This is a genomic window from Bradyrhizobium sp. Ghvi, from assembly GCF_900115265.1.
Lineage (GTDB): Bacteria > Pseudomonadota > Alphaproteobacteria > Rhizobiales > Xanthobacteraceae > Bradyrhizobium.
Genome location: NZ_FOVU01000015.1, coordinates 24,870 through 49,080, shown reverse-complemented (window position 1 = coordinate 49,080; position 24,211 = coordinate 24,870). Strand labels below are relative to the sequence as shown.

Annotated in this window: 20 protein-coding genes; 12 read left to right on the top strand and 8 right to left on the bottom strand. The window is 57.9% G+C overall.

Translation table 11 applies throughout. The annotated features are described in order from the left end of the window. Positions 1–824: 824 nt before the first annotated feature. A complete protein-coding gene (locus tag BM374_RS33445; protein ID WP_283807100.1) occupies positions 825–2,624 on the bottom strand; it encodes an HrpF/NolX family T3SS translocon protein in 1,800 nt (599 codons plus the stop codon). Positions 2,625–3,979: 1,355 nt separating this feature from the next. Then, positions 3,980–4,681 (bottom strand): secretin N-terminal domain-containing protein, encoded by a 702-nt coding sequence (locus tag BM374_RS33440; protein ID WP_092302623.1) that lies wholly within the window; start codon positions 4,679–4,681, stop codon positions 3,980–3,982. Between the two features lie 199 nt (positions 4,682–4,880). On the opposite strand from BM374_RS33440, the gene BM374_RS33435 reads away from it, so the two are divergent. The 11 genes from BM374_RS33435 (at position 4,881) to BM374_RS33385 (ending at position 13,971) form a co-directional block, all read left to right on the top strand. After that, the gene (locus BM374_RS33435) at positions 4,881–5,390 is read left to right on the top strand and encodes a nodulation protein NolB (RefSeq protein WP_177248714.1); all 510 of its coding nucleotides are present in this window, start codon (positions 4,881–4,883) and stop codon (positions 5,388–5,390) included. Positions 5,391–5,423: 33 nt separating this feature from the next. Further along, a complete protein-coding gene (gene sctJ, locus BM374_RS33430) occupies positions 5,424–6,263 on the top strand; it encodes a type III secretion system inner membrane ring lipoprotein SctJ (protein WP_502689483.1) in 840 nt (279 codons plus the stop codon). 19 nt (positions 6,264–6,282) lie between these two features. Further along, positions 6,283–6,903 (top strand): nodulation protein NolU, encoded by a 621-nt coding sequence (locus BM374_RS33425; protein WP_092302621.1) that lies wholly within the window; start codon positions 6,283–6,285, stop codon positions 6,901–6,903. Further along, positions 6,900–7,523: a type III secretion system stator protein SctL gene (sctL, locus tag BM374_RS33420; RefSeq protein ID WP_092302619.1), complete on the top strand. Its 624-nt coding sequence runs from the start codon at positions 6,900–6,902 to the stop codon at positions 7,521–7,523. The genes BM374_RS33425 and sctL overlap by 4 nt, the downstream gene beginning before the upstream one ends. Further along, entirely contained in the window at positions 7,520–8,872 is a 1,353-nt protein-coding gene (gene sctN, locus BM374_RS33415; RefSeq protein WP_092302617.1) for a type III secretion system ATPase SctN, read from the top strand. The genes sctL and sctN overlap by 4 nt, the downstream gene beginning before the upstream one ends. Continuing rightward, entirely contained in the window at positions 8,848–9,384 is a 537-nt protein-coding gene (locus tag BM374_RS33410; RefSeq protein WP_092302615.1) for a hypothetical protein, read from the top strand. The genes sctN and BM374_RS33410 overlap by 25 nt, the downstream gene beginning before the upstream one ends. Positions 9,385–9,441: 57 nt before the next feature. Further along, a complete protein-coding gene (sctQ, locus tag BM374_RS33405; RefSeq protein WP_092302613.1) occupies positions 9,442–10,497 on the top strand; it encodes a type III secretion system cytoplasmic ring protein SctQ in 1,056 nt (351 codons plus the stop codon). Further along, entirely contained in the window at positions 10,490–11,155 is a 666-nt protein-coding gene (gene sctR / locus BM374_RS33400; protein ID WP_092302611.1) for a type III secretion system export apparatus subunit SctR, read from the top strand. Before sctQ ends, sctR begins: the two co-directional genes overlap by 8 nt. 1 nt (position 11,156) lies before the next feature. Further along, on the top strand, positions 11,157–11,432 hold the full coding sequence (locus BM374_RS33395) for an EscS/YscS/HrcS family type III secretion system export apparatus protein (protein WP_092302609.1): 276 nt from the start codon (positions 11,157–11,159) through the stop codon (positions 11,430–11,432). Between the two features lie 689 nt (positions 11,433–12,121). Continuing rightward, positions 12,122–12,937: a type III secretion system export apparatus subunit SctT gene (gene sctT / locus BM374_RS33390; protein ID WP_092302607.1), complete on the top strand. Its 816-nt coding sequence runs from the start codon at positions 12,122–12,124 to the stop codon at positions 12,935–12,937. Next, on the top strand, positions 12,934–13,971 hold the full coding sequence (locus tag BM374_RS33385; protein WP_092302605.1) for an EscU/YscU/HrcU family type III secretion system export apparatus switch protein: 1,038 nt from the start codon (positions 12,934–12,936) through the stop codon (positions 13,969–13,971). The genes sctT and BM374_RS33385 overlap by 4 nt, the downstream gene beginning before the upstream one ends. Positions 13,972–14,168: 197 nt before the next feature. On the opposite strand, the gene BM374_RS33380 is transcribed toward BM374_RS33385, so the two are convergent. From BM374_RS33380 to BM374_RS39595, 5 genes are all read right to left on the bottom strand, one after another. After that, positions 14,169–14,801, bottom strand: coding sequence for a CpaD family pilus assembly lipoprotein (locus BM374_RS33380; protein WP_092302603.1), 633 nt, complete (start codon positions 14,799–14,801; stop codon positions 14,169–14,171). A 10-nt stretch (positions 14,802–14,811) separates the two neighbouring features. Beyond that, a complete protein-coding gene (locus BM374_RS33375) occupies positions 14,812–16,263 on the bottom strand; it encodes a type II and III secretion system protein family protein (protein WP_092302601.1) in 1,452 nt (483 codons plus the stop codon). 27 nt (positions 16,264–16,290) lie between these two features. Further along, positions 16,291–16,980, bottom strand: a complete 690-nt coding sequence (locus tag BM374_RS33370; protein ID WP_092302599.1) for a response regulator — start codon at positions 16,978–16,980, stop codon at positions 16,291–16,293. Positions 16,981–17,019: 39 nt separating this feature from the next. Then, positions 17,020–17,400 (bottom strand): hypothetical protein, encoded by a 381-nt coding sequence (locus BM374_RS38185; protein ID WP_143270315.1) that lies wholly within the window; start codon positions 17,398–17,400, stop codon positions 17,020–17,022. Between the two features lie 2,157 nt (positions 17,401–19,557). Next, entirely contained in the window at positions 19,558–19,980 is a 423-nt protein-coding gene (locus tag BM374_RS39595; protein ID WP_244552788.1) for a hypothetical protein, read from the bottom strand. Between the two features lie 545 nt (positions 19,981–20,525). Here BM374_RS39595 and BM374_RS33355 point away from each other — a divergent pair. Further along, a complete protein-coding gene (locus BM374_RS33355; RefSeq protein ID WP_092302722.1) occupies positions 20,526–20,966 on the top strand; it encodes a VirK family protein in 441 nt (146 codons plus the stop codon). Between the two features lie 484 nt (positions 20,967–21,450). On the opposite strand, the gene BM374_RS33350 is transcribed toward BM374_RS33355, so the two are convergent. After that, positions 21,451–23,766 carry a hypothetical protein gene (locus tag BM374_RS33350; RefSeq protein WP_092302720.1) on the bottom strand — a complete coding sequence of 772 codons (2,316 nt, stop codon included), beginning with the start codon at positions 23,764–23,766 and terminating at the stop codon, positions 21,451–21,453. Between the last annotated feature and the right edge of the window lie 445 nt (positions 23,767–24,211).

The following is a 24,211-nucleotide window of genomic DNA, read 5'->3' as shown; positions in this document are numbered from 1 at the left end:
GAGACAGTTTCCAACCTCCATTATGGAAGTATTAGCTTTCGGCAACCTGACGAGTCGTAGAAACCGCAACAAGCCGATGGTGGATCGTCATGAAACGTCTTCACCAGCAGACCCTATTTGAAAGGTTGCCGGCGGAAAGCTGGAGCTCAGATGGTTGAGATATACAATTGCTTGTTGGGCTTGGTGGGGTGAGTACGTTGCTCGTCGCTTCGAAAGCTTCCAAAAGGCAAAATATCAAAGCCACCATTAATAGAACCGTCTTCGAGCCGAGGTGATGCAATCTCGGGCTCACGTTCCTTGTGATAACTCCGAGCTCTTTCGACAATTTGCTTGCGGTGAGGGAAGCGGCACGGAGCTTGACCTGGTCGGGAGCGAGGCGGGAAGCCAGAGTCACGGTCGATTCAGCGGCACAGAAAGGCCCATCGGTCCTCACGGGCCCATAGCAGATCCGTCGATCGCGCCCCACTGTTACGGAGACCGAGCAGGAGCCGCCACTTGATACAGAGCACTTCGGCCGCTCGGGACCAATGAGCTCTCGATCCGTGCGCAATCGGCAGGCCGGGGCTATGGCCGGTTTGTCGCGTAGTGTCACGGTCCTGACAGGCGGCGTATGCAGTCGATCTAACTTCACAGGGGGGCGGGTGATCGAGTGCGGCCAACATAGTGTGCGCAGTGAAGAGCTGAACGAGAGTCCGCGGATGAGTGGCGGTCTCAAGTATGCTGGTAGAGCTTGCGCGACCTACTGCTCGGCAGAGAAGTCCAAGCGCGCGGAGGCCGCGCAAGCTCCGTTTCCAGTGCGATCCTGAGAAGATGCGCTTCTCCGCCTAGGCGAAAGCGCCTGCAGCTTGCAAGCGATCGGACTCGATGCGAGCCTTCAGGTTGTTCAGATAATCCTCCGCATAGGACTGGGCCACCGACACGGGCAGGTTGATGCCGGCCGTCGCGGCTTCTTGAATTGCCTGCTTCACCAAGCCTTCTCGCATTGCTAATTTGACCTCAGGTCCGGCGATGCAGCCCACCGCCTGTGCCGCAAGGCTCAGCCCGGCTTCTTCCAGCGCTTGCTTTATGTTGCCGCCGCTGATCGCAGTATGAAGGAGATTCGCAGCTTGCGCCTCCGCTTCGAGCACCATTGACGCCAGGTCAGTCAACTCACCCAAGCCTGGAATGAAGCCAAGTACACCAACTGCTGTTGCGGCCCAGTCGAGTACCTTAGAGCCAACCTTGAGCACGTCATTAAGCGCGTGCATGAAGGCGCCACCGTTCTTTTTGGGTGACTTTATGTCGGGCTGGTCTGCCACGCCCATCGTCATGTCCGCGACAGCGTCCTGCTCGGCAGGCGTTCGGGCGCTATGCGTCTTCACCTGCTGAACGGTGCGGTTCGCGCCTGACATGTTGTTGAAGAACTGACTGAAGTCGCTGTTGCTGATGTTGCCAGAATCAACGGTATGCCCCCCGCCGAAGTCGAAGAACTTGTGGTGGGTTTTGTAGCCCGTAATCGCGTTGTTCATCAGCCCGAACAGCACAGGATCGGCGAGCAGCTGGGAGGCCGCCTTTCGCAACTCGGGCGCGAGGCTCTTGTCATCGACCATACTCACCAGCTTTTCCCGGGTCAGGTCGTCCTTCCCGAAGAAAGCCTTTTGGTTCTTGCTGATCGTATTGAGGGTATCGAGCTCGGCTTGCGTGAGATTGATCGATGATGAAGCAACCTGCAGGAAGTCCTCTTTGTGGACCTTGTCTATGGAGCCACCATACAACTGCTTCCATTCATCCGGGTGGTCGAGGAAGTATTGAGCGGCCGCGAGCACTTGCGGCGGGCATTTTCCGGTTTTCGCTTCGCCGTCGACGATCCGCTTGAAATCCGCAAGGCTCAGGTTCTTAGGCAGGTTGTCGGAATACCGATAGAGCTCGCGCAATGCATCGGTCTCGGTCATAACCGATAGCTCGCCATTCCCGGTGCCGTCGGAAGGGATGTAGTTTTGCGTATAGCTCTTTGCCCGCTGCTCCTGAAACGCAGCAACCTGAGGGTGGTGATCGGAGAAGCCGGAGAGATCAGCTGCTTTGATTTTCCCGCCGCAGCGGCCGTCACCTTGCGAGCCGATCGCATAGAAGAGCTCTGGGTCCTGTTGCAGAGCCTCAATCGCCGCCTTTAGATCGGGCGGTGTGGAGGGATCGTTGGCCAAATCTCCAAGAGATTTCCAATCCAGCGGGCATTTGTCTTTGTGTCGATTCAGCACCGACACAATCTGCAGCTCGGGATCAGTCAGCGTGCCGCTGTTCCACGTGATCCTGGAGCTTTGTACGGGTGCCTCTGCAATGGTCGGGGCGCTCGCAGCGGAGGACGACTCCGGGGAGGATGGCTGTGGGGCCTGTTGACATGCGTCCAGTGCGGCCTTGATCTCCGGCGGGATGATGTTCCGCACCTCTTGCGTGAGTTCCTCCGTCAGCTGCTTGGCTGAGTCCGCAGCGCCCGGATCCTGCGGTGCGGAACGGTCATCGGTCTTGTCTTTCAACGAGAAACTAGCCAGCATCGCCTCGAAGTTTGAAAGATCCCGCGCCGATGAGGACCCGGGGGTCAGCCCGGATAAAGACGAGCTGGCGGTTAGCGATAGGTTGTTGACTGACATCATACGTCCTCTGATTTGACATTGCACCACAAGCCGGTCATGTGGCGCAGACTGAGAAACGCGACGAACAACGAGCAAGAAATGTCGATCGGATTCGATGGCTCCTACGACTTGCTTCCGATTTCTCCGTGCGCCCCAGCGTTCAGTTCCGCTACAATCTATAGGCACATCGCCCCTAGACATTCACGCCGTATAGTAGGTTCGATTAGCTTTCCAAAAGCTGACGGCGCCCAGAGGCTTCACAACCGCACGCGAAATGACAGTGTGAAAGGCGGTGATGGGGTCTCGAGATCGAAATCGGCTTGCATGTTATGCCCGATCGCTCACCTCCGCGCCAACCACGATCCTGGAGTGCCTCACACAGCGGAATGGCGAGTAGAGGGGGTATTCGTCTCAGACCCTTCGCTGGGCTCTGCCCTTTGACTGTCGGATCGAACGAAGGCTCGCGAAGCGGCTAAGCATGATAACATGAAGAATGCCAAGCGCAGCTGAGCTTCGATCTGCTCCGGGCAAGATGATCCGTACAATACCGTCGGACTCTCTCGATTATCTAGTCACTCTGATACGATCATTCTGTAATGGGTCATCGGGCAGGCGCCGTCGGCGTGAGATCGCGGCCTCTTAGCATTTCGATCTGAGCAGGCGCAGCAGTTTGAGCAGTGAAGACACACTCGTACCTGGCGCGAACGACCGTGCGCCATGGCGAACAATTTCCGGCGGAGCAACCCGTGCGCTCAACGTGGGCTCCGCTTGAGACGGTCCAGCGTAAGCTGACCCGGCCCGCACGAGGCAAGGATCTCGAACTTGCCAACAAGATCGTTGCCGAAATCGGGGCCTCCGCGCGGTGTTGAGTAATCGGCTGTTGGGATTTGGAGCGCTTGCTGATGGCTCGACACGCGATGATCTGCCTCCGAATCCTGCCAAATTAGCTTCTGACTGTATTCGGGTATTTCGCCATCCCATTAGTTCACGCTCAAACTCCCTTGAACGGGCCGGCGACGAGGACGAAATGGGGCGCTGGGCGGTTGTCCGCCGGGCTTAGCACGTTAAAGTCCATCCTGTTCCTCCTTTTGAGCAACGGAGTGGCTTCATTCTTTATGCGACGAAGCTCATTTGCATGACGGATTTCGTAGAGTTGTTCAAAAGCTCGCATGAGGCGCTACAGTGGCAAAGCACGGCCGCCGATGCTGCTGGCCAGGAGGTGGTTCGCATCCGGCTCCGGCCTGGACGTTTATTGCGCAGTCCTGCGGCATCCCATCTACACATCCGCGCTCCGACAATCGCAGCAGTAGCTTTCGAAAAACTGACATAGGGCATAAACAGACGGATTGGATCTCTTCCTGAACCATCTGTTGTCATCTCTTAGTTGCATCGGGTGTGTGGACCACGCCTTCTTGATGTGATGTCTCCGGCGAAGGAGCGTCATTGGAGCGGCCTTGGCGAACGACCACGCTGGAGGATCCCCGAAATAGCATCAAAACCGACTCGTGCGGTGGCTTTTCGTTACCGCTCGGGTTTCGCTGTGCCTGCGCCTCCGCCACAAGTCCTTTGAGTGTTTGCTCCACAAGCGCGACAAAGCGGGGTGGACCTGAGGCGAAGACGAGGCCATCTCCCGGTACGGCTCTCACGATGTAACGCTCGTCGGAGATGTTGAGCGCATCGAGTGCCGCCTTCAACGCATCAAAGCTGATTGGACTCAAGACCAAAAGGCGGCTTTGCGCCTCATGCGCGTCCGATACGTAGAGCACCAGCCCATCGTAGTACCATTGAAGATTGTAGAGATTGATCAACCGTTCGAGGAACTCTCGCGGTGGGAGATCGGGCATTCGCCCGCGAATCCGCCCCTTTACCCCGGCGCTGACATTGACTCTGATATTTAGGTTGTTGCCGAGTTCCTGCAGTGCGGCCGCGAGGTCCTGATCCAGAACTGTGTAACTATAAGGCGTCGACGGCAGTGCCAGGGGAGCGCCGAGCGCCTCGACGACGCCTAAGCAAATGAAAACACCAGCAAAGAGAACTTTCTTCAATTTGTGCCGCCTTATGGATGAGTTGAGCATTCCTGCTATTTACACTTGCGAACAAGCACCGGAATTCGTGCCAAAATTTGGAAGCCGGTGCTTCGTCTCAAATTGAAAGCTGACCGTGATCATTAGGTGACAGATGCTCGTCAGTTTTTGGTCAGCTTGCTTCTCTACGGTGCCCCGATCCGTGTGAACGGATGGCTCATCTCACTACGTGACAGCAATGATTTCCTCCATGTTGTTTGGCATTACGTCGGCCTCCGCCAACTCCGTCGAGTGTGCCTCCAGCGGCTGTTCGGCGGCACGCGCCCAGTTCGATGAGAGTCTTGCGCAGGCGGCCTCGAACCAAGGTGCGGCCTCTTCTGTGACCGAGTACGCGCCAGCTCCATCGCTGCCGGAAGTGCAGCGCGCAGTCACCCAGGCGAGCCCGCTCGGCGATCGCATCCTTCAGAGCATTTCTGCTCTCCACCAGGGCAAATCATTTCCGCCAGGTTCAGTTTCGCCGACGCTCGTCGGGGAGGCTGATTTAACCGAGAGTCTCCAGCGCGGCCCGGCGGCCCAGCCAGTCTTGCGTGTACAGCAAGTCGAGGTACATCCAGTGGGCAAGCCGGAAGGTGCGGATCATTTCGACTCGGCGCTGGCGAATCTGCGGAATGTTTACAATGACGTCATCCAAGTCTCGCTTCTCTCCAAGGGGACAGGTGCCGTCAGTTCATCCCTGAACAAGCTTCTATCGGCCGGCTGAGCGGGCCGGTTGGCTGTCTTGAAGAAAGATCAGATCGATAACGGCTGGCCTGCAAGCAAGCGGCTTTATGCTCTTGTCCTGTTGCCGGCTTTGCTAACCCTGGCCGGTTGCAAAGCTGATCTGTATACCAAAGTTCAGGAGCGTGAAGCTAACGAGATGCTTGGGTTGCTCCTGAGCAAGGGCGTCGATGCCATCCGTGTCGTCGGTAAGGATGGGACCAGCACAATTCAGGTGGAAGAAAAGCAGCTCGCCTATTCAATCCAGCTGCTGAACGATCAGGGCTTGCCGCGCCAACCCTTCAAGAGCCTTGGTGAGGTGTTCAAGGGGGCGGGCCTCGTTGCCTCTCCGGTTGAGGAGCGAGCCCGCTACGTCTATGCTCTCAGTGAAGAATTGTCGCGCACGATCAGCGACATCGACGGGGTTATCTCCGCCCGTGTTCATGTCGTTCTGCCGAAGAATGATCTTTTGCGACAGGATGCAACTCCGTCCTCAGCATCGGTGTTCATTCGACACGCCTCGAACGCGAAGCTCCCAGCCTTGCTGCCGCAGATCAAGATGCTCGTCGCCAACAGCATCGAAGGTCTATCCTACGACAAGGTGGCGGTCGTATTCGTGCCGGTTGAGCGGGCTCAGCATGAGCTCTTCGCTGTGCCAGCGGCAGCTCCCGCCGAACAAGCCAAGTTCATCTCAACCCACATTGCGATCGCTGTAGGAGGTGCGCTCGCCACCTTGGGCATTCTATCTTACGTGCTGCTGAGCACACGTGGACGACAGCTTCGTCAATCCTGGCGCAAAATGATAAATCTCGGCAGAGACGCCGGCAAACCAGTGGTCCAGTCGGCCGGCAAGAAGCTCCCCTCCGTTTCGAAATAGCGGCAGCATGTCGGCATCAATGGCATTCACTGACCAAAATCGTTCAATCAACTCGGATTCCGATCGTCTGCGCGAGCTTGCCGCCTTGATCCATCCCAGCCGGTTTGCCGGTCGTCTTGATGGGCTCCTATCGGCCGCCACAGTGCTGCAGTTGCAGAAGTCTCCGAGACTTCAGCAAAGACTCGTCGAATTGCTGCTAGGTAGTGAGCTGGTTTCGAACGGCGGCCCCTGGGGTAGGGACCTCCTGCTCGGGCAAGATCCGCGCCGGGCGGCGCTGCTCGCCGGCAGCATCTGGCATGCCCGTTCGGTGCTGAAGCTCGTGTCAAGGCATGATGTAGCGATTCTGATCGAAAATGTTGGCGCCGAGGCACATGCTTTCGCAATCCGGCACTTATCCAGCGCCGTCGCGACTACATCGATTGGCGATCCGGAGAAGCTGGCGAGCCAGATTGAACACGACGGATGTGCCTGCCTCGGCGCTTGGCTCAGCGACGCATCAGAGCTTGACCGTGTGCGCGTTCTTTTTCGCTTACCTGTGGGGACCGCCGCCGAATCCCCAGCAGCCGAACACCACAACTCAGCGGGTCAGTTGCTGTCTTTAGTGGTGGCCCACTTGGCCACGGAGGAGCCAGCGGCATGACGGACAATGAAACAGTCTTGCCAGATCGTCCGCAAATACGGCCGCTTGATCGGCTCATACCAGCCGCGGAACTTGGCATCTGGTCCGATGCGGTGCAGACGCGCGCGTTAGCTGAGCGATACCTGCGGCAGGTACGCAGCTTTGCAAGGAAAGCCTATCAGCAGGAGCGGGAGCGCGGCTACTGCGAGGGTCTTAGGTCAGGCTCGGACGAAATGGCACAGCTGATTGCCCGAGCTGCTTCCGATGTGGCCCGGCGAAAAGCCGTTCTGCAACAGGAGCTGCCACAGCTCGTCTTTGAGATATTGACCGATTTACTGGGCTCCTTTGATCCAGGTGAGATGTTGGTAAGGACCGTCCGTCACGCCGTCGAGCAAAGATATGGCAGCGCAGAAGTATGCCTTCACGTGTCTCCCGTGAACGCTGATGCACTAAGACATGAATTTCTGGCGTTCGACGGAACGGACGGTCGGCCGAAAGTCAGAATTGATCCGGACCCGGCCGTGCAGCCGGATCAGTGCGTTCTGTGGAGCGAGTTCGGCAGTGTCGATTTAGGACTTGCCGCGCAGCTCCGAACATTGCGTCTCGCCCTTAATCCATCTTCTCAGGAAAGCCCTCCGTGACGACGCAGCGATCAGGCCATGATCAAGCAGGCGGAGAAGGAGATGTACGGGCGGCGATAGCATCTCTAAGATTCGCAGCAAAGGAGGTCGATACGCGGGCCCTGCGGGGACGGATCACGCGTGCGGTCGGCACCTTGCTCCATGCGGTGTTACCAGGAGCCCGTGTTGGAGAACTTTGCCTGTTGCAAGACGCTTCCGGATGGTCACTTGAGGCTGAAGTGATAGGTTTGCTGCCGGACGGGGTGTTGCTGACGCCCATTGGCGATCTGGTGGGCTTGTCCCACCGCGCGGAAGTGATCGCGACCGGACGCATGCAGGAAGTGTCAGTCGGGCCAAACCTGCTCGGCCGCGTAATCGATAGTTTCGGCCGTCCACTCGATGGCAAGGGGCCGATAAAGACGGTCCACACCTGTCCGCTCCGCGGCAAGGCGCCAAACCCGATGAGGCGGCGTGGCATCGAGCAGCCGTTTCCACTCGGCGTTCGCGTGCTGGATGGACTTCTGACGTGTGGCGAAGGTCAACGGATCGGAATCTATGGAGATGCCGGTTGCGGCAAGTCGACCTTGATGTCGCAAATTGTAAAAGGCGCGGCGGCAGATGTCACCGTGGTTGCCCTCATAGGAGAGCGTGGACGCGAGGTGCGTGAATTCATCGAACGTCATATTGGGGAGGCTCTCGCTCGCACGATCGTTGTCGTTGAGACATCCGATCGATCGGCAATGGAGCGGGCGCAATGCGCCCATATGGCGACCGCACTCGCCGAGTATTTTCGTGATCAAGGGCTGCAGGTTGTTCTAATGATGGATTCGCTGACGCGCTTTAGCCGTGCGATGCGCGAAATCGGCCTTGCCGCAGGAGAGCCTCCTACCCGGCGCGGCTTTCCTCCTTCCGTCTTTGCTCTGCTTCCTGGTCTGTTGGAGCGAGCCGGTATGGGCGAGCGGGGTTCGATCACGGCATTCTATACCGTGCTTGTCGAAGGTGACGGTACGGGCGATCCGATTGCCGAAGAGTCGCGCGGCATTCTCGATGGTCATATCATTCTTTCGCGCTCGCTGGCCTCGCGAGGGCACTTTCCCGCTATCGACGTGCTGTCGAGCCGAAGTCGTGTCATGGACGCGGTCGCCTCTGGTCCACATCGCAAGGCGGCATCCGTCTTCCGCGATCTGCTCTCGCGCTACAATGAGGCTGAGTTCCTGATCAAGGTCGGTGAATACAAGCCGGGCGGCGATCCACTGACTGATCGGGCAATCGATTCAATCGAAGAACTGCGCGCATTCTTGCGCCAGGGACAGGACGAGCCGTCAAGTTTTGAGGAGACCATTTCATGGATGTCGCGTCTGACGGCCTGAATCTCGTGCAAGCGTCGAAATTGCGACTGGTGAAAGACATGAGAGAGCGAAGCGCGCTTCGTGAATTGTCGAACATGGAAGCCAGGCGCCAAATTGCCGTCGAAGCGTTGCAGCGAGCGTCTGAGAATCTTACAGGCGCGGAGAATCATCGTGCCAAGGTCGAAGCTGAACTTTATCAGGAGTTGGCGTCGCTCGAGACAATGTCCGTGACCGAGCTCGATCGTCGCTGTCAATTGGTTCTTGAGCGCCTGGCCGCAGAGATCGAACCGGCACGCCAGGCGCGTGAGCAGGCGCGCATCGCGCTTGAGCACGCTCAGCTGGCAGTGAATGAGGCGCGGACCATATGGGCCAAGCGTTCGGCGGCGAGCCAGAAATGGCAGGGGATTGAGGGCGATGTCCGGCGCACTACAGCTGTCCGTTCGGAGTTCGCAGCCGAAATCGATGCCGACGATGAGGTTTTGCTCCGATATCAGGCTGGTTCGCGCAGTCAGGCGGTCGGTGGCTCGAACTGATGGCTGGTTCTCCTATGAAGTCGCGAGCTGCGCCCGCGGAAACTGTCGGTAAATGCCGTGGGTGAATCCGCACCATTTCAGCCAGCGGCAAAGCTGTCGCATGAAGTGGTCTCGTGGCTCAACGAGATCGCCGCGCCGCGCATGGTTCTAAATAGCCGCATTGGCGATAAGCCGTTATCGATGCGTATGAGCCGGCTTGTTTGGCAGGCCGAGCCATATGCCATATCGATGCTCGATTGCGTATTTTGCGCCGGAGGTGAGACCGTTGTGTCGTCCGTGCCCCGCCTTCTCATCGAGGCACTGATCTCAACGGTCCAGCATGGCCTTGCTTTACCTTCCGACCCAACCCGATCGCTTCTTCTCGAACTTGCACTGGAACCTTGGCTCGCCCAATTAGAGATCGCGCTCGCGCGGAATTTGCAGCTGATCGGCGTCGTGGACGCAACGTCCAAAGGCCCCTATTTAGAACTCGACGTTACTTTCGGACCGCTTGCGGCCAAGGCCCACCTGTTCTTGTTCGCGCCCCTTGACGGTCTGGTTCCGTCTGCGTTTCGTGCCTTAGGCGAGTTGGTCGGCCAATTACCGGTAGATCTAGGCAAGATTTCTTCGGAATTGCCAGTTGTAATTGCGAGAGAGATCGGCTCGCTGCGCGCGCCCATCAAGCTTCTTCGCCAAGCACAGCGCGGCGACGCGCTGCTACCCGACGTCATTCCTTTTGCCCACGGCCAGCTCATCCTCACTGCGGACAAGTTGTGGGCGCCCGCGCAGGTCGCGGGCGACAGACTTATCCTTCGCGGCCCATTCCGCCTGCAGTCACATCCTCTAAGGTATGCAAATATGACGATACGTCCAGAAGCTGAGCAAGCGCTCCCGCCCTCGGAAGCCGACATTGATTGTGTTGAGATCCCGCTTGTGTTCGAATGCGGCCGTTGCTCCATCCCGCTGGGTACGTTGAGAAGCATCAACGAGGGGCACGTGTTCGAGTTTGGGCGTCCGGTGGACGGTCCGGTCGATATTGTTGCCAATGGTCAATTGATCGGCCGCGGCGACATCGTACGTGTCGGTGAAGCGTTGGGGGTCCGGTTACGTAGCAAGTTGGCGATCAATGGCTGACATTCAACCGAGCCTCCTTGCCCTTGTTGCGGCGACCGTCGGTCTTGGCCTGCTGGCGTTCGCAGTCGTCACAACAACGGCGTTCATCAAGGTGTCCGTCGTTCTCTTCCTGATCCGCAACGCGCTCGGAACTCAGTCCATACCACCAAACATCGTTCTGTATGGTGCTGCATTGATTCTTACCGTGTTCATAGGCGCCCCAGTATTCGAGCAAACCTACAATCGCGTGACCGATACGCAACTTCGTTACCAAACCGCCGATGACTGGTTGACTGCCGCCAAGCAGGGCAGCGAGCCGCTGCGTGCCCATCTCAAAAAGTTCACCAGTGAGGAGCAGCGCAAGTTCTTCCTGTCGTCGACGGAACATATCTGGTCGGAGGAGATGCGCGCCAACGCAACAGCCGATGATTTTGCGATCCTCGTGCCGTCCTTTTTGATCTCGGAGCTTAAGCGTGGGTTTGAAATCGGTTTCCTTCTCTACCTTCCGTTCATCACGATCGACCTGATCGTGACGACAATTCTGATGGCCATGGGAATGTCAATGGTATCGCCAACAATGATATCCGTTCCTTTCAAGCTCTTTCTGTTCGTCACAATCGACGGCTGGTCGCGGCTCATGCACGGATTGGTCTTAAGCTACGCATCGCCGGGGGGGTGAGATGGACGAGGCCAGCATCCTCACCCACCTGAGCCGATCACTAGTCCTGTTCATGATCTGGGTTCTACCGCCGCTACTGGCAGCCCTCGTGGCCGGATTGGGTATTGGCATCGTCCAGGCAGCAACCCAGCTCCAGGATCAGACGTTGCCGCTGACCGTGAAGCTCCTCGTCGTCGTCGCCGTGCTCGTTCTGTTTGCTCCGGTCCTGAGCGCGCCGCTGATCGAGCAAGCCCAGCAGATCTTCACTGAGTTCCCCGCGCTAACAGCGAGGTATTAGTGCGCGCGGAACGCAAGTATCTAAGTGTCAGCTACAGCGTCGCGCTTGTCGGTCTTCATTGTGAGCCATAAAAAAGTGAGTTCGTCAGCTTATTGAAAGCTCGCTTCACTATCATGAGACGGATAGACCTCCGACCTGTCCTGATCGGCTCTATGAGCCTGTCGTATTCGGACGTAAATAGACCCAATTTGGAACTTCTATCCGTTCGATACGCGTTGCTTACGTGATGGAATTACCTGCTGAGACCCCGTTCTCGATGCACAGCCTGACGAGTTGTCGACGCAAGTGAACGGGCGAGCCGCTTTGACTGCAAGCGGTCCCGCGATTCTGGCGTCCTGGTGAATGAGCTTGCGAATGAAGGGGCCGCTCGAGACCGATCTCCATAGCCTGCGAAAAATGATGGAAGCTTTTAGGTCCTCAGATCACGAGAGCGCGCTGCGGCCAGTGAGAGTCGAAGAAGCTTGGCTTGTAGGCCGCAGCGCGCGATTGTGGCCGGTGCTCTCATAGAATGGTTATACCTCTGCGCCGGATGACTCTAGCCATATGGAATTCAAGCCCAAGTCCTCTACCTTGTGGATGCGTGTCGCTCTGCAACCGCTCGGAGACGAGGGTCGCTGATCTGCATGGTTCTTGAGGTCTCACATCATGTTGAGGCGAGTGCAACCGTTGCAACGACGAGCTGAGTTCAAATGGATGCCTTGTCACCTACCGAGATGCAAACTCTGGTTCAGGCTGCTGTCGAGTTCGTCGTTGCCGCGGGACTTGGCGCGGCCCGGACTCTGGGCATTATGCTGGTTCTTCCGGTATTCACGCGACCGCACATTAGCGGGATTATCCGCGCAAGCGCGGCGATTGTGATTGGATTGCCTTGCTTGATGCAGGTCAGGAACGGCTTGCAGACACTAGATCCGGGCACCCGTATGATTGCGGTCTCGCTCCTCGGTTTAAAGGAGATATTTATCGGCCTGCTGTTTGGTTTTCTGCTTAGTATACCACTTTGGAGCATTCAGGCCGTTGGTGACATCATTGATACCCAGCGCGGCATCTCCAGCCAGGTGGACGATCCTGCGACACGCAGCCAAACCTCCGCGATGGGGCTCTTTCTCGGGACTGCTGCGGTTACGATCTTCGTTGTATCAGGAGGTCTGCAGACGATGGTCAGATGCCTATATGGAAGTTATCCGATCTGGCCCGTGTATCGGCTGCTACCTCCGCTGACCCAGCAAGGGGCAATGGAGTTTATCGGGCTTCTCGACCATATCATGCATACGACCCTCGTGGTCGCCGGGCCCGTGCTGGCTCTGCTGCTTCTGATTGACGTATCCCTCATGCTGCTCGGGCGCTTTGCGCCGCAAATCAAGCTGAACGATCTCTCTCCGACCATCAAGAATGCCGCCTTTGGCATTATCATGGTCAGCTACGCCGTCTTCCTGGTCGACTATATGGGAGCAGAGATCATTCAGTTCAACGGCGTGCTGGAGTGGCTCGAGAAGTTCTTGAAATGAACGACACAAGCGAAGAGAAAAACCTTCCACCTAGTCACAAGAAGCTGAGGGATGCGCGTAAGAAAGGGCAGAGTCCCCGTAGCGCCGACTTTGTGACCGCGGCAAGCCTTTGCGCTGGTTTCGGCTGCCTGTGCTTCAGGGCCGGCCGGATCGAAAACGGATGGCGCGAAGCCGTGAGGCTCATCGACAAGCTACAGGAACAGCCCTTCAACAGTGCGGTCCGGCAAGCACTGGTCGGATTGATGGACCTTTCTATAACAGCCGCGGCTCCCATCCTAGGTGCGGCGGTGGTTGGGGCGATTCTGGCCGGGGTCTTGGCGGGAGGCGGGCTGACGATTTCGGGTGAGCCGCTTAAACCCAGCTTTGAGAAGTTGGATCCCGTCAAAGGGCTGAAGCGCATTGTGTCACAGCGGTCGGTAGTCGAGCTTGGCAAGTCTATCGTCAAGGTGTTGGTTCTTGGCGCTACGTTCGTTTTCACTGTGCTCGCAAGTTGGAGAGCACTGGTATATTTGCCCGTTTGCGATTTAGGCTGCTTTGGTTTTGTCTTTAAAGAGCTCAAAGTGCTGATCGCGATAGCTGCCGGCGCTCTTCTGATCGGCGGCTTGGCCGATCTGCTCATTCAGCGTTGGTTGTTCTTGCGCGACATGCGCATGACGCAGAGCGAAGCCAAGCGCGAGTCCAAGGAACAGGATGGTAATCCGCAGATCAGGGGTGAACACCGCAGGCTCCGAAGGGAGTCGGCAAACGAGTCTCCGCTCGGCATCAACCGGGCTACATTGATCCTGACGGGGCGAGCGACATTGATTGGGCTGCGCTACGTTCGGGGCGAGACTGGCGTCCCGGTCCTGGTGTGCCGCGGTGAGGGCGAAAAGGCTTCACAATTGCTGGCGGAGGCGCGTACCCAACGTCTGAGAATTGTCGAGGATGATGTGTTGGCCCGTCAGCTGATCCGAAAAGGTGCGATGGGCAAGGCCGTTCCGATGGAGTGTTTCGAGAGGGTTGCCAAGGCAGTTTTTGCCGCCGGCCTTGTTTAGCGTCGCGCAAAACAGCGATGCGCTCAAATCTCTGGTGAGCGACGCAACTGTCCAAGAACCTGGTCTGCAAGCTGCACGATCCCAAGAAAAGGACCGACCAAAGATTGGATTCCAGGAGGCTCGTCGGCCGAGTCCAAGACTGATATGACCAAGAATGCCAACAGGCGTCATGCTGCTCTCGGATCTTACGAGCCGCTTTATTGGGCTTCTGGCGCACCCCTGTTATGCGTTTCATCCTCCAAATTGCTCCTGTTGCCCGCCGACGTGGCCCCTCGTGCAGTAATGGGAAGCACGGCACGGTCACCACTGGTCGGCATGACAGCGCCATTTCCTAACAAGTCGCCAGGTTCATTGACCATGACCGCAAGGTTATTCCGGACTGAGCAGCCAAGGGTTGGATTGAACGAATTGTCGTTCACTGTAGGACCGACGATAGAGAGCGAGGGGCAGACCGGAGGATGGGCTTCGAAAATGATCGCTTCGATCCTCACCCCGGAACGCGCCGGCAAATCCACACGAGAAGCAGACAGACGGATGTTGTAGGTGGGAACGCCCATGGCGCGAATCTCGTGGGCGACCTGTGCAATGAGTCTGGGTGGTCCGATGACACCCACATGGAGGGCATCCCGCCGGCCGCGACTAGCCGCTGCAATAAAGCTTCGGAGCCGATGCCGTTCGGGGCCACGAAGGGTCGGCAGCAACAGTACGCTACTCTTCTGCTCCACCTGGATCTCTTGGTCAGCCGGCGCGGCCTGGATCGAGACAGTATTTGCGCAGCCACCCAATGTTGCTGCAACGAGGATGGGGAAGCACAGATATTGCAAAGTCATTTGGCGATCCTCATTCGATAATAAAGCCCGCGCTGCCGGTCAATCCTGGTGCGCTGACGTGAGGCGCATCGCGGTCTCGCGGGGGCCGGGTCACGGTGTTCATCAAAATCCGCCCCGCGTCTGAGGGCGGTGAGATGCGCTCGCTCGGAGCACTCATCCGGGTCGGATTCGATGCGGGCCGCACGATGTAGGGTGTGACAATAATGACCAGCTCGGTTTCACGTTTTTGAAAGGATGAGGAGCGAAAAAGCGCGCCCAGGATCGGCACATCGCCGAGCCAGGGAAACTCGCCTATATCAGTGTTGAAGTTGCGCCTGATGAGGCCGCCGATTGCAAAGCTCTGACCGCTGGCGAGCTCGACCACGGTGCTCGCTCGCCGTGTCGAGAGGGCAGGGACCGCCATGCCATTGATTTTGACTTCGCCCTCGCTCGACAGTTCGCTGACTTCGGGCTTCACACGGACATTGATCTGATTATTGTTGAGAACCGTCGGAACGAACTCTAGGCTCACGCCGAACTGGCGAAATTGGACCGAAACCTGCCGGTTGTCCTGCATGACCGGAATGGGGAATTCGCCGCCGGCGAGGAAGCTTGCGGCTTCGCCGGACATCGCCGTCAGATTCGGCTCAGCCAGGATTGAGGCGAGGTGCTCGCTCGCGAGAGCGTCCAGAACAGCGCTCAGATTGGTATTGCCGGCGTTAAACCCAATCCCGATCGTGCCGCCGCCGGCCGCGCCGGAGCCACCCCCTTTGCCGGTGACAAGGAAAGCGCCGTTTGGGCTCGAGGCGGTGAAGTTGATGTTGAGATCCTTGACGGCGCTGCGGGAGACCTCTGCCACTCGCACGCTGAGATTCACCTGCAATGATCCGGCGACCTGGATCTTGTTGACAACCAGCGCGCCGGCCCCAAGAAACTGCTCAGTGACTTTCCTGGCGGTCTCGACGACATCGGCATTAGGCGCCGTACCGCTAAGGATCGCGCCGCGGGGGGTATAGCTGACCTGAATCGGATAGTCGCCGACCTCGGCCTTCAGCGCGGCCCGCAGATCCTCAATAGGTTGGGTGACGACAACACGCAGCTCGGCGAGGGCCTCTCCGTTGTCGTTCAGGGCGAACAGGCTCGTCCGTCCGGACTTTTTGCCAAACACAAAAATCGTGGTGTTCGACGGCGCCTGATAATCCGCAATCGCCGGGTCGGCAACAAAAATGCTCGCAGCCGGTCCGGCCAGATGAACTGTCTTGCCCTGCGAGGAGGTAAGGGCGAGCGTGCCGCTGGTGCTGCCAGGCGCGGCATGTGGAGCTTCTCCTTTGCTATCCCGCTTTGTCTGAGCCGTGACATTAAGCGGAAATAGCAGAGCGACTGCGCACAGGACGTAGCAGAGGCGGAAAATAGCGGCATGGTGCGAGCCGCTGGCGACCGTCAACGGCTCAGCAGTGCCGGCGTCATTGTTAACGACGTTCAAGGGAGTGTTGCTTTCAAGTTCGATCGGCTAGGCAGCCGATGCTGCGCCAATGAGTTCAAGGGTGTAGCCGACACCGCGCGCGGTCTTGATCCTGAGCGTTGCACCCGCCTGACTCAAATGCGTGCGTAAGCGATAAATCCCGACTTCCAGTGCATTGGTCGAGACCTCGTCGTCAAATGCATACAAGCTATCTTCGAGCGATGCGCGCGGCACGGTACGGCCCGCGCGGTTGAGCAGGTGTTCAAGAATGCACACTTCGCGGCGGGCAATTCTCAGTGTTCGACCACCGACCGAGACCTGTCTGGCGATCGGATCGAAATGCAGATTACCGAACGTCACCACAGGCGCCGTCATTTGCGTTGAACGCCGCAAAATGGCTCGCATGCGAGCAATGAGTTCGTCGGTGGACACGGGCTTGGGCAGGAAATCATCCGCGCCCGCATTGAAAATCGCAATCCGCCGGCCGAGATCATTGAGACTGCTCATCATCATGGCCGGCATTGACCGCCCCTCGCGCCGCAACTGCCTCAGCCAGTCCAATCCGTCTCCATCGGGCAAAGCCGATTCGAGCAGGACCATGTGGTAGTTCGCGCAATCGATCGCGGCCGCCGCCTCATCCAGCGTGCGTGTCACGTCGACGGCGAAGCCGCAATCTAGGAGCGCTTCCTTCACGTCGCGGGCAAAGTCCGCATGATGATCAACCAAAAGAATTCGCATTCATCGCCTCTCGTCCATCCACGCCAAGACCTGAGCGCGTCACGATTGACCATAAGGCTCGATGGAACTGAAAGGCGGCTGCATTGGCGTGAATTTGAAAAGCCCGAAACGAAAGGGCGGAACATCCTGGCAGGCGATCCATATCTGGGGGGCGATCGTCACCGGGTGGACGGCGGATCGGCGCGGATAGCTTACACCGTGGGCGCCGCTCAACATGCCCTTCATACAAGCAAGAGATCTGACTTTGCTTAAAAGGCTGAAGGCCACGGCAGCCCGCCGACGCCCCTGTGTGCCGATCACAGCCGTTCTTGCATGCACTGAGCTGACGCCTGCTTTGCGAATAGCGCCAAGTCGCGCAATCGAAGACAAGGCGCGGGAGACGATCCGATTTGTGACCGAACAGATGAGCGAAACCGACATAAACTTCCTCAATTCGTCTTGGTCAGCGGTCGGTCTTGCTGGGCTGTTGAGCCCTACGTGTCGTGAAGTCACGACAATGCAAGTCTTTCCGCATTCGAAGACACTTCACGCGACGCATCTGACCAGTGGCTTCACAGGCCTGAGATGAACGACAGAAAAGATCAATGCCCCTCCGGCTTGAGGACCGCCCTCCTTCTTTCTAGCGAATTGTTCGCACGCCAGGTGTCAACTGTCCTGAAGTTCAGGCGCGCCCGAGGTCCCCTCGTACGCCGCAGCCAAGCGAAACACGCGACCGATGGCAGAACCGGGCTGCACGGTGTTGCCATCGCGCAAAGATCCAGGTGGCTACACCAGCACCATTTCTCTCACGGGGGGCACGGCGCCAGAATGATCGCTTGTGGACTTTGAAGTTGGCGTGCGCTCGGCAAGCGCGGGATGGCGACCGCCAGCGTTCCGCTCGCGCGCCCCATCTTGAGTCTCCTGCGAGGGCATCGGCGCTGCGTCCTCCGATCTGCACATGGGCGATGTCGCACGCGATCCCCGAAGAGGAGCAGTCTAGCAGCGTGAGGGGGCCGAGCGGTGGAGTATTGTGCTTTTGAGACGTTCGCAATTCTTGCTACCTGTCAGGAAGAGTTCACGCGAGCGGGTTCTGTGTCGCGGACTGTCGGAAATCCTACAATCTGACGCTAGGTGAGATTCAAGTGCCTTTGACTGCTGGCTGGAGCAGTGCTCTCGAAACTCGCAAGCATTCTGAAGCGGGTGGCGACACAGTCCGGACCAGACTATCGCCCTGCCGTAATGCGCGTACCTCTCGCCAATGTCATGACCATTTTGTCGATCCAATTAAGGCATAGCTTGACCAACACCGATGACACTGTGTGAAGGCAGTCGCCTTTGCTGGGCCTTAAGGCGTGACGTCACGGTCGTTCAATCGACCCCATACGTCCCGATTTAGCAAGGAGAGGGTGGCGATCTGCGTGACGCTTCTATGTGACGCGCGGGACCCAACTTTTGGGATGCGGACGCCCAAGCGCGCAAGCCGATTTGACCGGCTAGGGACTGAAAGAAGAATCGATTGCCACACCACATTCTTGAATGCTGCCTCCATGGATCACGATCGACTATGGGGCCTTTAGGCAAGATCGGCAAAATCGATTGTTTTGATGGAACGCATCCAAGTAGCGAATAGGCCATTGGCTTTGCTTGCCGCTCAACACTCCATTACCTGATCCGTTGATGCGATCGCACCCTATCTCTTTTGATTGATCGCGCGGATCGATGGCAGGTCGAGCTGCCGAAGGGTTCGATGCTCCACCTTAGTGGCTCACGTCATCCGAACTTCCTGCCAAATGTGTTGACGGCGATCGGATCAATGCAGGCGAGGCCGCAGCGCTTTAACGAGAGCGGTGGAAGAACGAATAATAGGTCCGAGTGTGTCCTCCAGAGCGTCGGGTACCTCTTGTGGATGTAGGCGCGCCTCGTCCCTTGCGCAGGTCCAGGGATGGGGTTGATCGGAGCATTATTCGCAAAGCCATTTATCGTAAGGCCGGGCCGCTGGGAGGAGTGTTCCTTATTTGGTTGTCTTGGAGAATATCAAGGGAGGAGCGAGAACGACGCGGCCGCCGGTTGTCTAATCATTACTCTTCAGTGTCCCTCTTGTAGGGATTTGCTTCGCTGGCGGTTCGGAAGGCCTCCAAATTGCCACCCAGGAACAGGCGCTCGGTCTCACGGGTTGGCGTTCTGCCCAGCGAGCACATCAAATCCACATCCGCATCGATGTTGTCCTCATCCTCCACATTCATTCCAAGGCCAATACTACTCAGTACGTCGTCGGGCGTCAGCCGCGGGTTTCGGTAGGGCGTAGGTGTGCAGCCTGTTCGCATTGTTGGCGATAGCTCTCGGCCAGTGGTCACGAGAAATGGTGAGTTTTGAGGGGGCTTCGACCAACGACACGAATGCAGAAGCTGCTGTCTTGCATATGCCATCCAGCCTGCCGCGCCCGATCCATGGGATATCGTTCCAGAGGATCTCCAATGGAAGAATGATCCCGCGCCGTGTTACGGACATGTGATATTGCACACGTGCTGGCTTCCGTGCGCGGTTTGCAATCGCTGTCCTGGTTCTGAAAACGATGCAGCTGGATATGTGACGATGCCGCTACATTCTCAAAAATGCGGTCCCGATCGACACTCTCGTCCCACAGCGCGGTTGCTGGGGCCCATCGTGCTGATTGCTGTGCGGCAGGGCTATCTCGTTCTTGAGCGCTCCAAGCGTTGCGCCCGTTAGCGTTGCGGCAAGTTGGTCGCGCGCGCTGACAAATGATGCGGCCGGATAGTGATTGGTCTGCGGCACCGCCTCACTCGACGCACTGGATGATTCGATAGCAGGATCAGATGTTTGGTGAACCGAATGCAGGCCTTGTAGCTGGTCTTCAAAGTCTTCGTGATCGATCGACGGCCGCACCGGTGAGCTGGCTTGTACGCTCAGTTCGTCTGATTGCCGATCTGCCTGGTGCGGCTGCGGCAGCGCATCGTGACTGTCAATCGAGGCATCTGCGGCATTCCATCGATCGATGTTCATCCGTTCCCCCCCCCGCAAAGTAGTTGCTGGTGACCATTTCTTTGCAAAGGCAGCTTTCGGGAAGCTGACGGGAGCGAAAATGCTGCTGTTGTTTTAGATGAGAATCGGCGGATGTGCTGAGGCGCGAACGCGCAGCCGGACTCAAAGGCGCAAGTTGGCGCTCCCTTCCGCCATCTAACAGTGTATTTCAGGGGGTAAGCTCAGCTGCCTTGACTGCACGGACTGTTACCGCGGCGCGAGGTTTGTGCCAGCCTAAGTCCGGACCTGTCGTTCAGGCGGCAGATACCGGCGCCGTTTGCGGTTTCTGGATCGATGAATCATTTCGCGCGACGACGCTCGCGACGGGACGACTTGAGCAAACCTGACCTACGATGTTGTGAGGTCGGAATAGCCGTCACGACCACTTGCGTCTGATTGCAACCGATTGTCTTGTTCGAAGTGCGACCACGCTTGATGCCTGTGATCCGCCAAGCGGGTTTGCGACAGCCGCATCTTGTGACGTTTCGCGTTCACGACCTGTCGTTCCTATGAAGGGAGAAGAGCATATGAAGTTAAGTGGCAGAGCCTTGTTGATCCTGTTGTCCGTGCTTTCTGCGACAACCGTGCGCACGGTAGCCAGGGCCGATGAGACCTCGCCGAAATACGCCGAGGTGCTCAATGCCCTGCAGACCGGCAGGAGCGTGAAACTCATACTGGATCTGAACCGCTGTACGACCGCCGAGGGTGGCAAACCGGGGCCCGCGACGCAAGCCGGTCTGGTCATCAATGCCTTCAGGGTGACTGCCCAGAACGGCATCAGCTTCGCTAACGCGCACCAAACGGTGGACAGCTCCGGACATGCCGTGACCGAATACATTCGCCACAGCCTCAGCCGCGAAGGCAAGCTCACGGTTCGGGCTTCCAAGCTTGTCGTGGGAACGAGTGAACTCGTGAACCAAGGCGAATTCATCTGCGAACTACCTGATGGCGCAAAGTTCATCTGGTAAGCCAACAAGTACGGCATAGGCGGCTGGGGATGGGCGGGGTAGCTTATTGCAAGTGGACGGCTCCACCAGCCGTGGCGCGTAGCCTCAATCGTGACACGACGGTCAGATAGTCTCGGGCCGTCTTCCGTCGCGGAACGAGCTGTAAGAACTTGCGTCGGTTCGCCTCGATGTGCTGACGAGGAGCCGTCGATCCTCATTGGATGCTAGTAGCGATCGGCAAGATCGCTCGGAGCCGCTATGCTCATATCGTGCGGCGCGATTCTCGCCCAAGCTGCATGTGAGCACGCGCACCGCGTCGTCGCCTGAAGCGGGGGCTGGCGACCTGCTGAAAAGATGTGATCAGCGCGCAGTTGCTGTTGAGATCACGCTCGAGAGGCCATCCTGGCGTTGTACTCGGAGCCTAGCCGCCGCTCCGCTGGTTCAGGAGAACGAACACCGGCATGCCGTGTTTCGCTTGCGGAGCTTAATCACGGCGTGTCCAAGGTTAGCCAAATTGTGGCCGATGGAACAGAAGAACGCGGCCTCCGGGTAGGCGTTCGGCCGTGTACAGCTGGCCGTGGATCAGGAAGCCGGTCATCGGGACATGCTCGCTCGGCAGGAGATTAAGGTTTTGAAGCATATCGATCACGATAGGTGATGCCTCTTGGGGGCCGTGCCTCCAGTCGTCGCCGAACAGCTCTCCGAGTTCAGGCAGATTTGGGAGTTGCTGATGACGCGCTGCCATTGGCGCAGACGGCAGCGCAGGGGTCTGCACCTGCCCCATATGAGCACTCTCGCGCAATCCGGCGGGCGGATCAAATCCTGGTACAAGAGTGCCGGGGATAGCTGAAGCATCCGCTGGCCTCGTAGGTGGGGCGTCACCTGGCAAAGCGAGGCGAGGGTGATAAATGAGCTGGACGTCGTTAGGTCCTTCCGGTCCCAACACGGCCGTGTAGCGTTCACCGCCAATCTCGTAGTTCATGATCCGCTGTTCCGCATCAGGCAAGAAGTCCCACTTACCCAGCGTCGAAAGCAGCATGCCAGGAGCCGGCTGGGTGCGATGGGAAAACTCCCTGGGAACTGCGAACGACACGTCAAATGTGTCGCCCACGGGGGGAGAGCGAAGGTGGATAAGCTGAATGTCATTCGGCCCTTCCGGGCCTAACACCGCTGTATAGCGTTCGCCGCGAATGTCGTAGCTCTTCACCCGCTGTGCTGCATCCGGCAACAGACCCCAGCGGCCCAGTTTAGAACGCATCATGTCCGGCGCGGGCTGGGTCCCGTGGGAGAAGTCCTCGGGAACTGTCAAAGAAGCATCGAAGCTATCCGTGGTAGTGGAAGCTGCCTGCTCAAGCACGGCCTGGGCCGCACCAGCGTCGCCCGTCATCCGCCGAGAGTTTTCAGGTGGCGCGGGATTCTGCAACGGGGAGGGATGCCAAATTGTGGCATCGAAAAGCTCTTCCCGACCGGCACTTGGAATGGGCGGCGGGACGGCTGACCACGCGGACGACCAGGACTCCTGGGCATCAAAACGGTCAGCAGGCACGCAATAGTCCAGTCCTGCAGCATTCAAAGAGCCCTCTTGCACTACACTTTGTACAGGTAAGCGAAGGGCTGAACTCATTGGCTGCCCCAGCACCGGTGCATCAAAGATCATCGCCGGCCGCGGAGCTTCCCGTTCAGCCGCATCGAAGAGCTCCTCCTGAGTGATACTTTGCATCGGCGAGTGCGCGCTTGAACTCGCGGTCGTAAAAAGCGCCGGCGCACCAAAGGCTCTGACAGGCGGCAGGCCCTCGCGATCCGCGGCATCAAAAAGCTCTTCTTGAGCGAAACTTCGGACGGGCGAGGCAGCGGATGAACGCATTTCCTGCCAAAGAGCTGGAGTTTCGAAGTTGTGAGCTGGAAGGTTGCCCTCCGCCGCGTCGAAAAGCACATCCTGGGCCACACTTTGTGTCGGAGAAAGAGCGGTTAACACCTGCCCTTGCCACTGCGGAGCATCGAAACCCTCAGCCGGCAATGCCCAATCCCGATCCGCAGCGGCGCACAATGACTGCTCATCGAAACCGCGTGGTAGCGAACCGACGGCCGGCTGAATGATCGCAGAGCGCGTGTTGTCTCCTTCTTCACCAGAATTGGTGTGTCTGATAATCTTACGATATTCACGTAGCCTATTCAGGGCGAAGATGACTTTCTTGTCTTTCGGAAACAAAGTGATGGCATGGCCGAGCAGTGCATCATCACTCAGCTTGGCAATGGACAACGGCCGGAGTGCTGCCGCGAGCTTCCGAAGAGAGCTCGAATAATTTGCGATGCTTTTCGCCTCTATTCGTCGGCCAAACCCTGCGGCGGCCGCCTGCCTGATCAGGCGGTCATCTTCCTTGGAAGGGCGGTAATGTGTTGGGGTCGGCTGAGGGTCCGCATTGGGCTCGCGGTATCGCTCGACCATTTGCAATGCTGGGGCGATGATTTTGTCGTTCGGCAGCAGCTTCTTGGCGTAACCCAGCAACGTGTCGTTATCGAGGTCAGCCATTGATTTGCCCGACTGCTTCAGCGCGTCGGCCAATTTGCGAAGCCGACGATCATACATACTGACGCTGGTAGGACCCGGGAGCCCGCGCTCGAGGGCGACGCCAGACGCTGCGCGGATGAGGCGGTCGTCTTCCGTGGTGACATCATAAAGCTCGCTATGAGGATATATCGGGCCAACCTGTCGCGCCTCTCCCAGATGCTGCTCAAACTCCGCTTGCCGCTGTTGCGGCTGTTGCACGGTGGAGTCAGCGAAATTGTTATCGGCTGGATTGATATTGGTGAGTCGGTCCATGATCCCGTCCGTTGACATCGCTCTCCAGTTCCATCGCTACGAACATTAGCTTTCCAAAACCTGACATGACACCGAACTAGGGCGGGGCTAGTCCCTTCTTCGAGCGTGCTGCATCCTTCGATCGACGAATTTGTCCTAAAGGGCATAAGATCATCGGACAATGCATCCTGCGGCCGTGGTTATCTCCAATAGCCGGCCGCCCAGGATTGTCTGCGCGTAAATCTTGCAAGGCCATTGAGTATGCCGTCATTCTGTCTGCTCCTTTCAAATGCTGGAGCAGGTAATTGCTAGAGAGCGAGCGCGGCATTCGGTGTGCCGTAGATTGCCTTGCTGCTTGGGGGATAGCAAATCCAGCATCGGCTATTTGCCAAAATGCGTTAGACGAAGCTCCTATCTCATTGCCAACAATGCGCCGAGTTCGACAATCCGCTACCGAAGGGGGGCT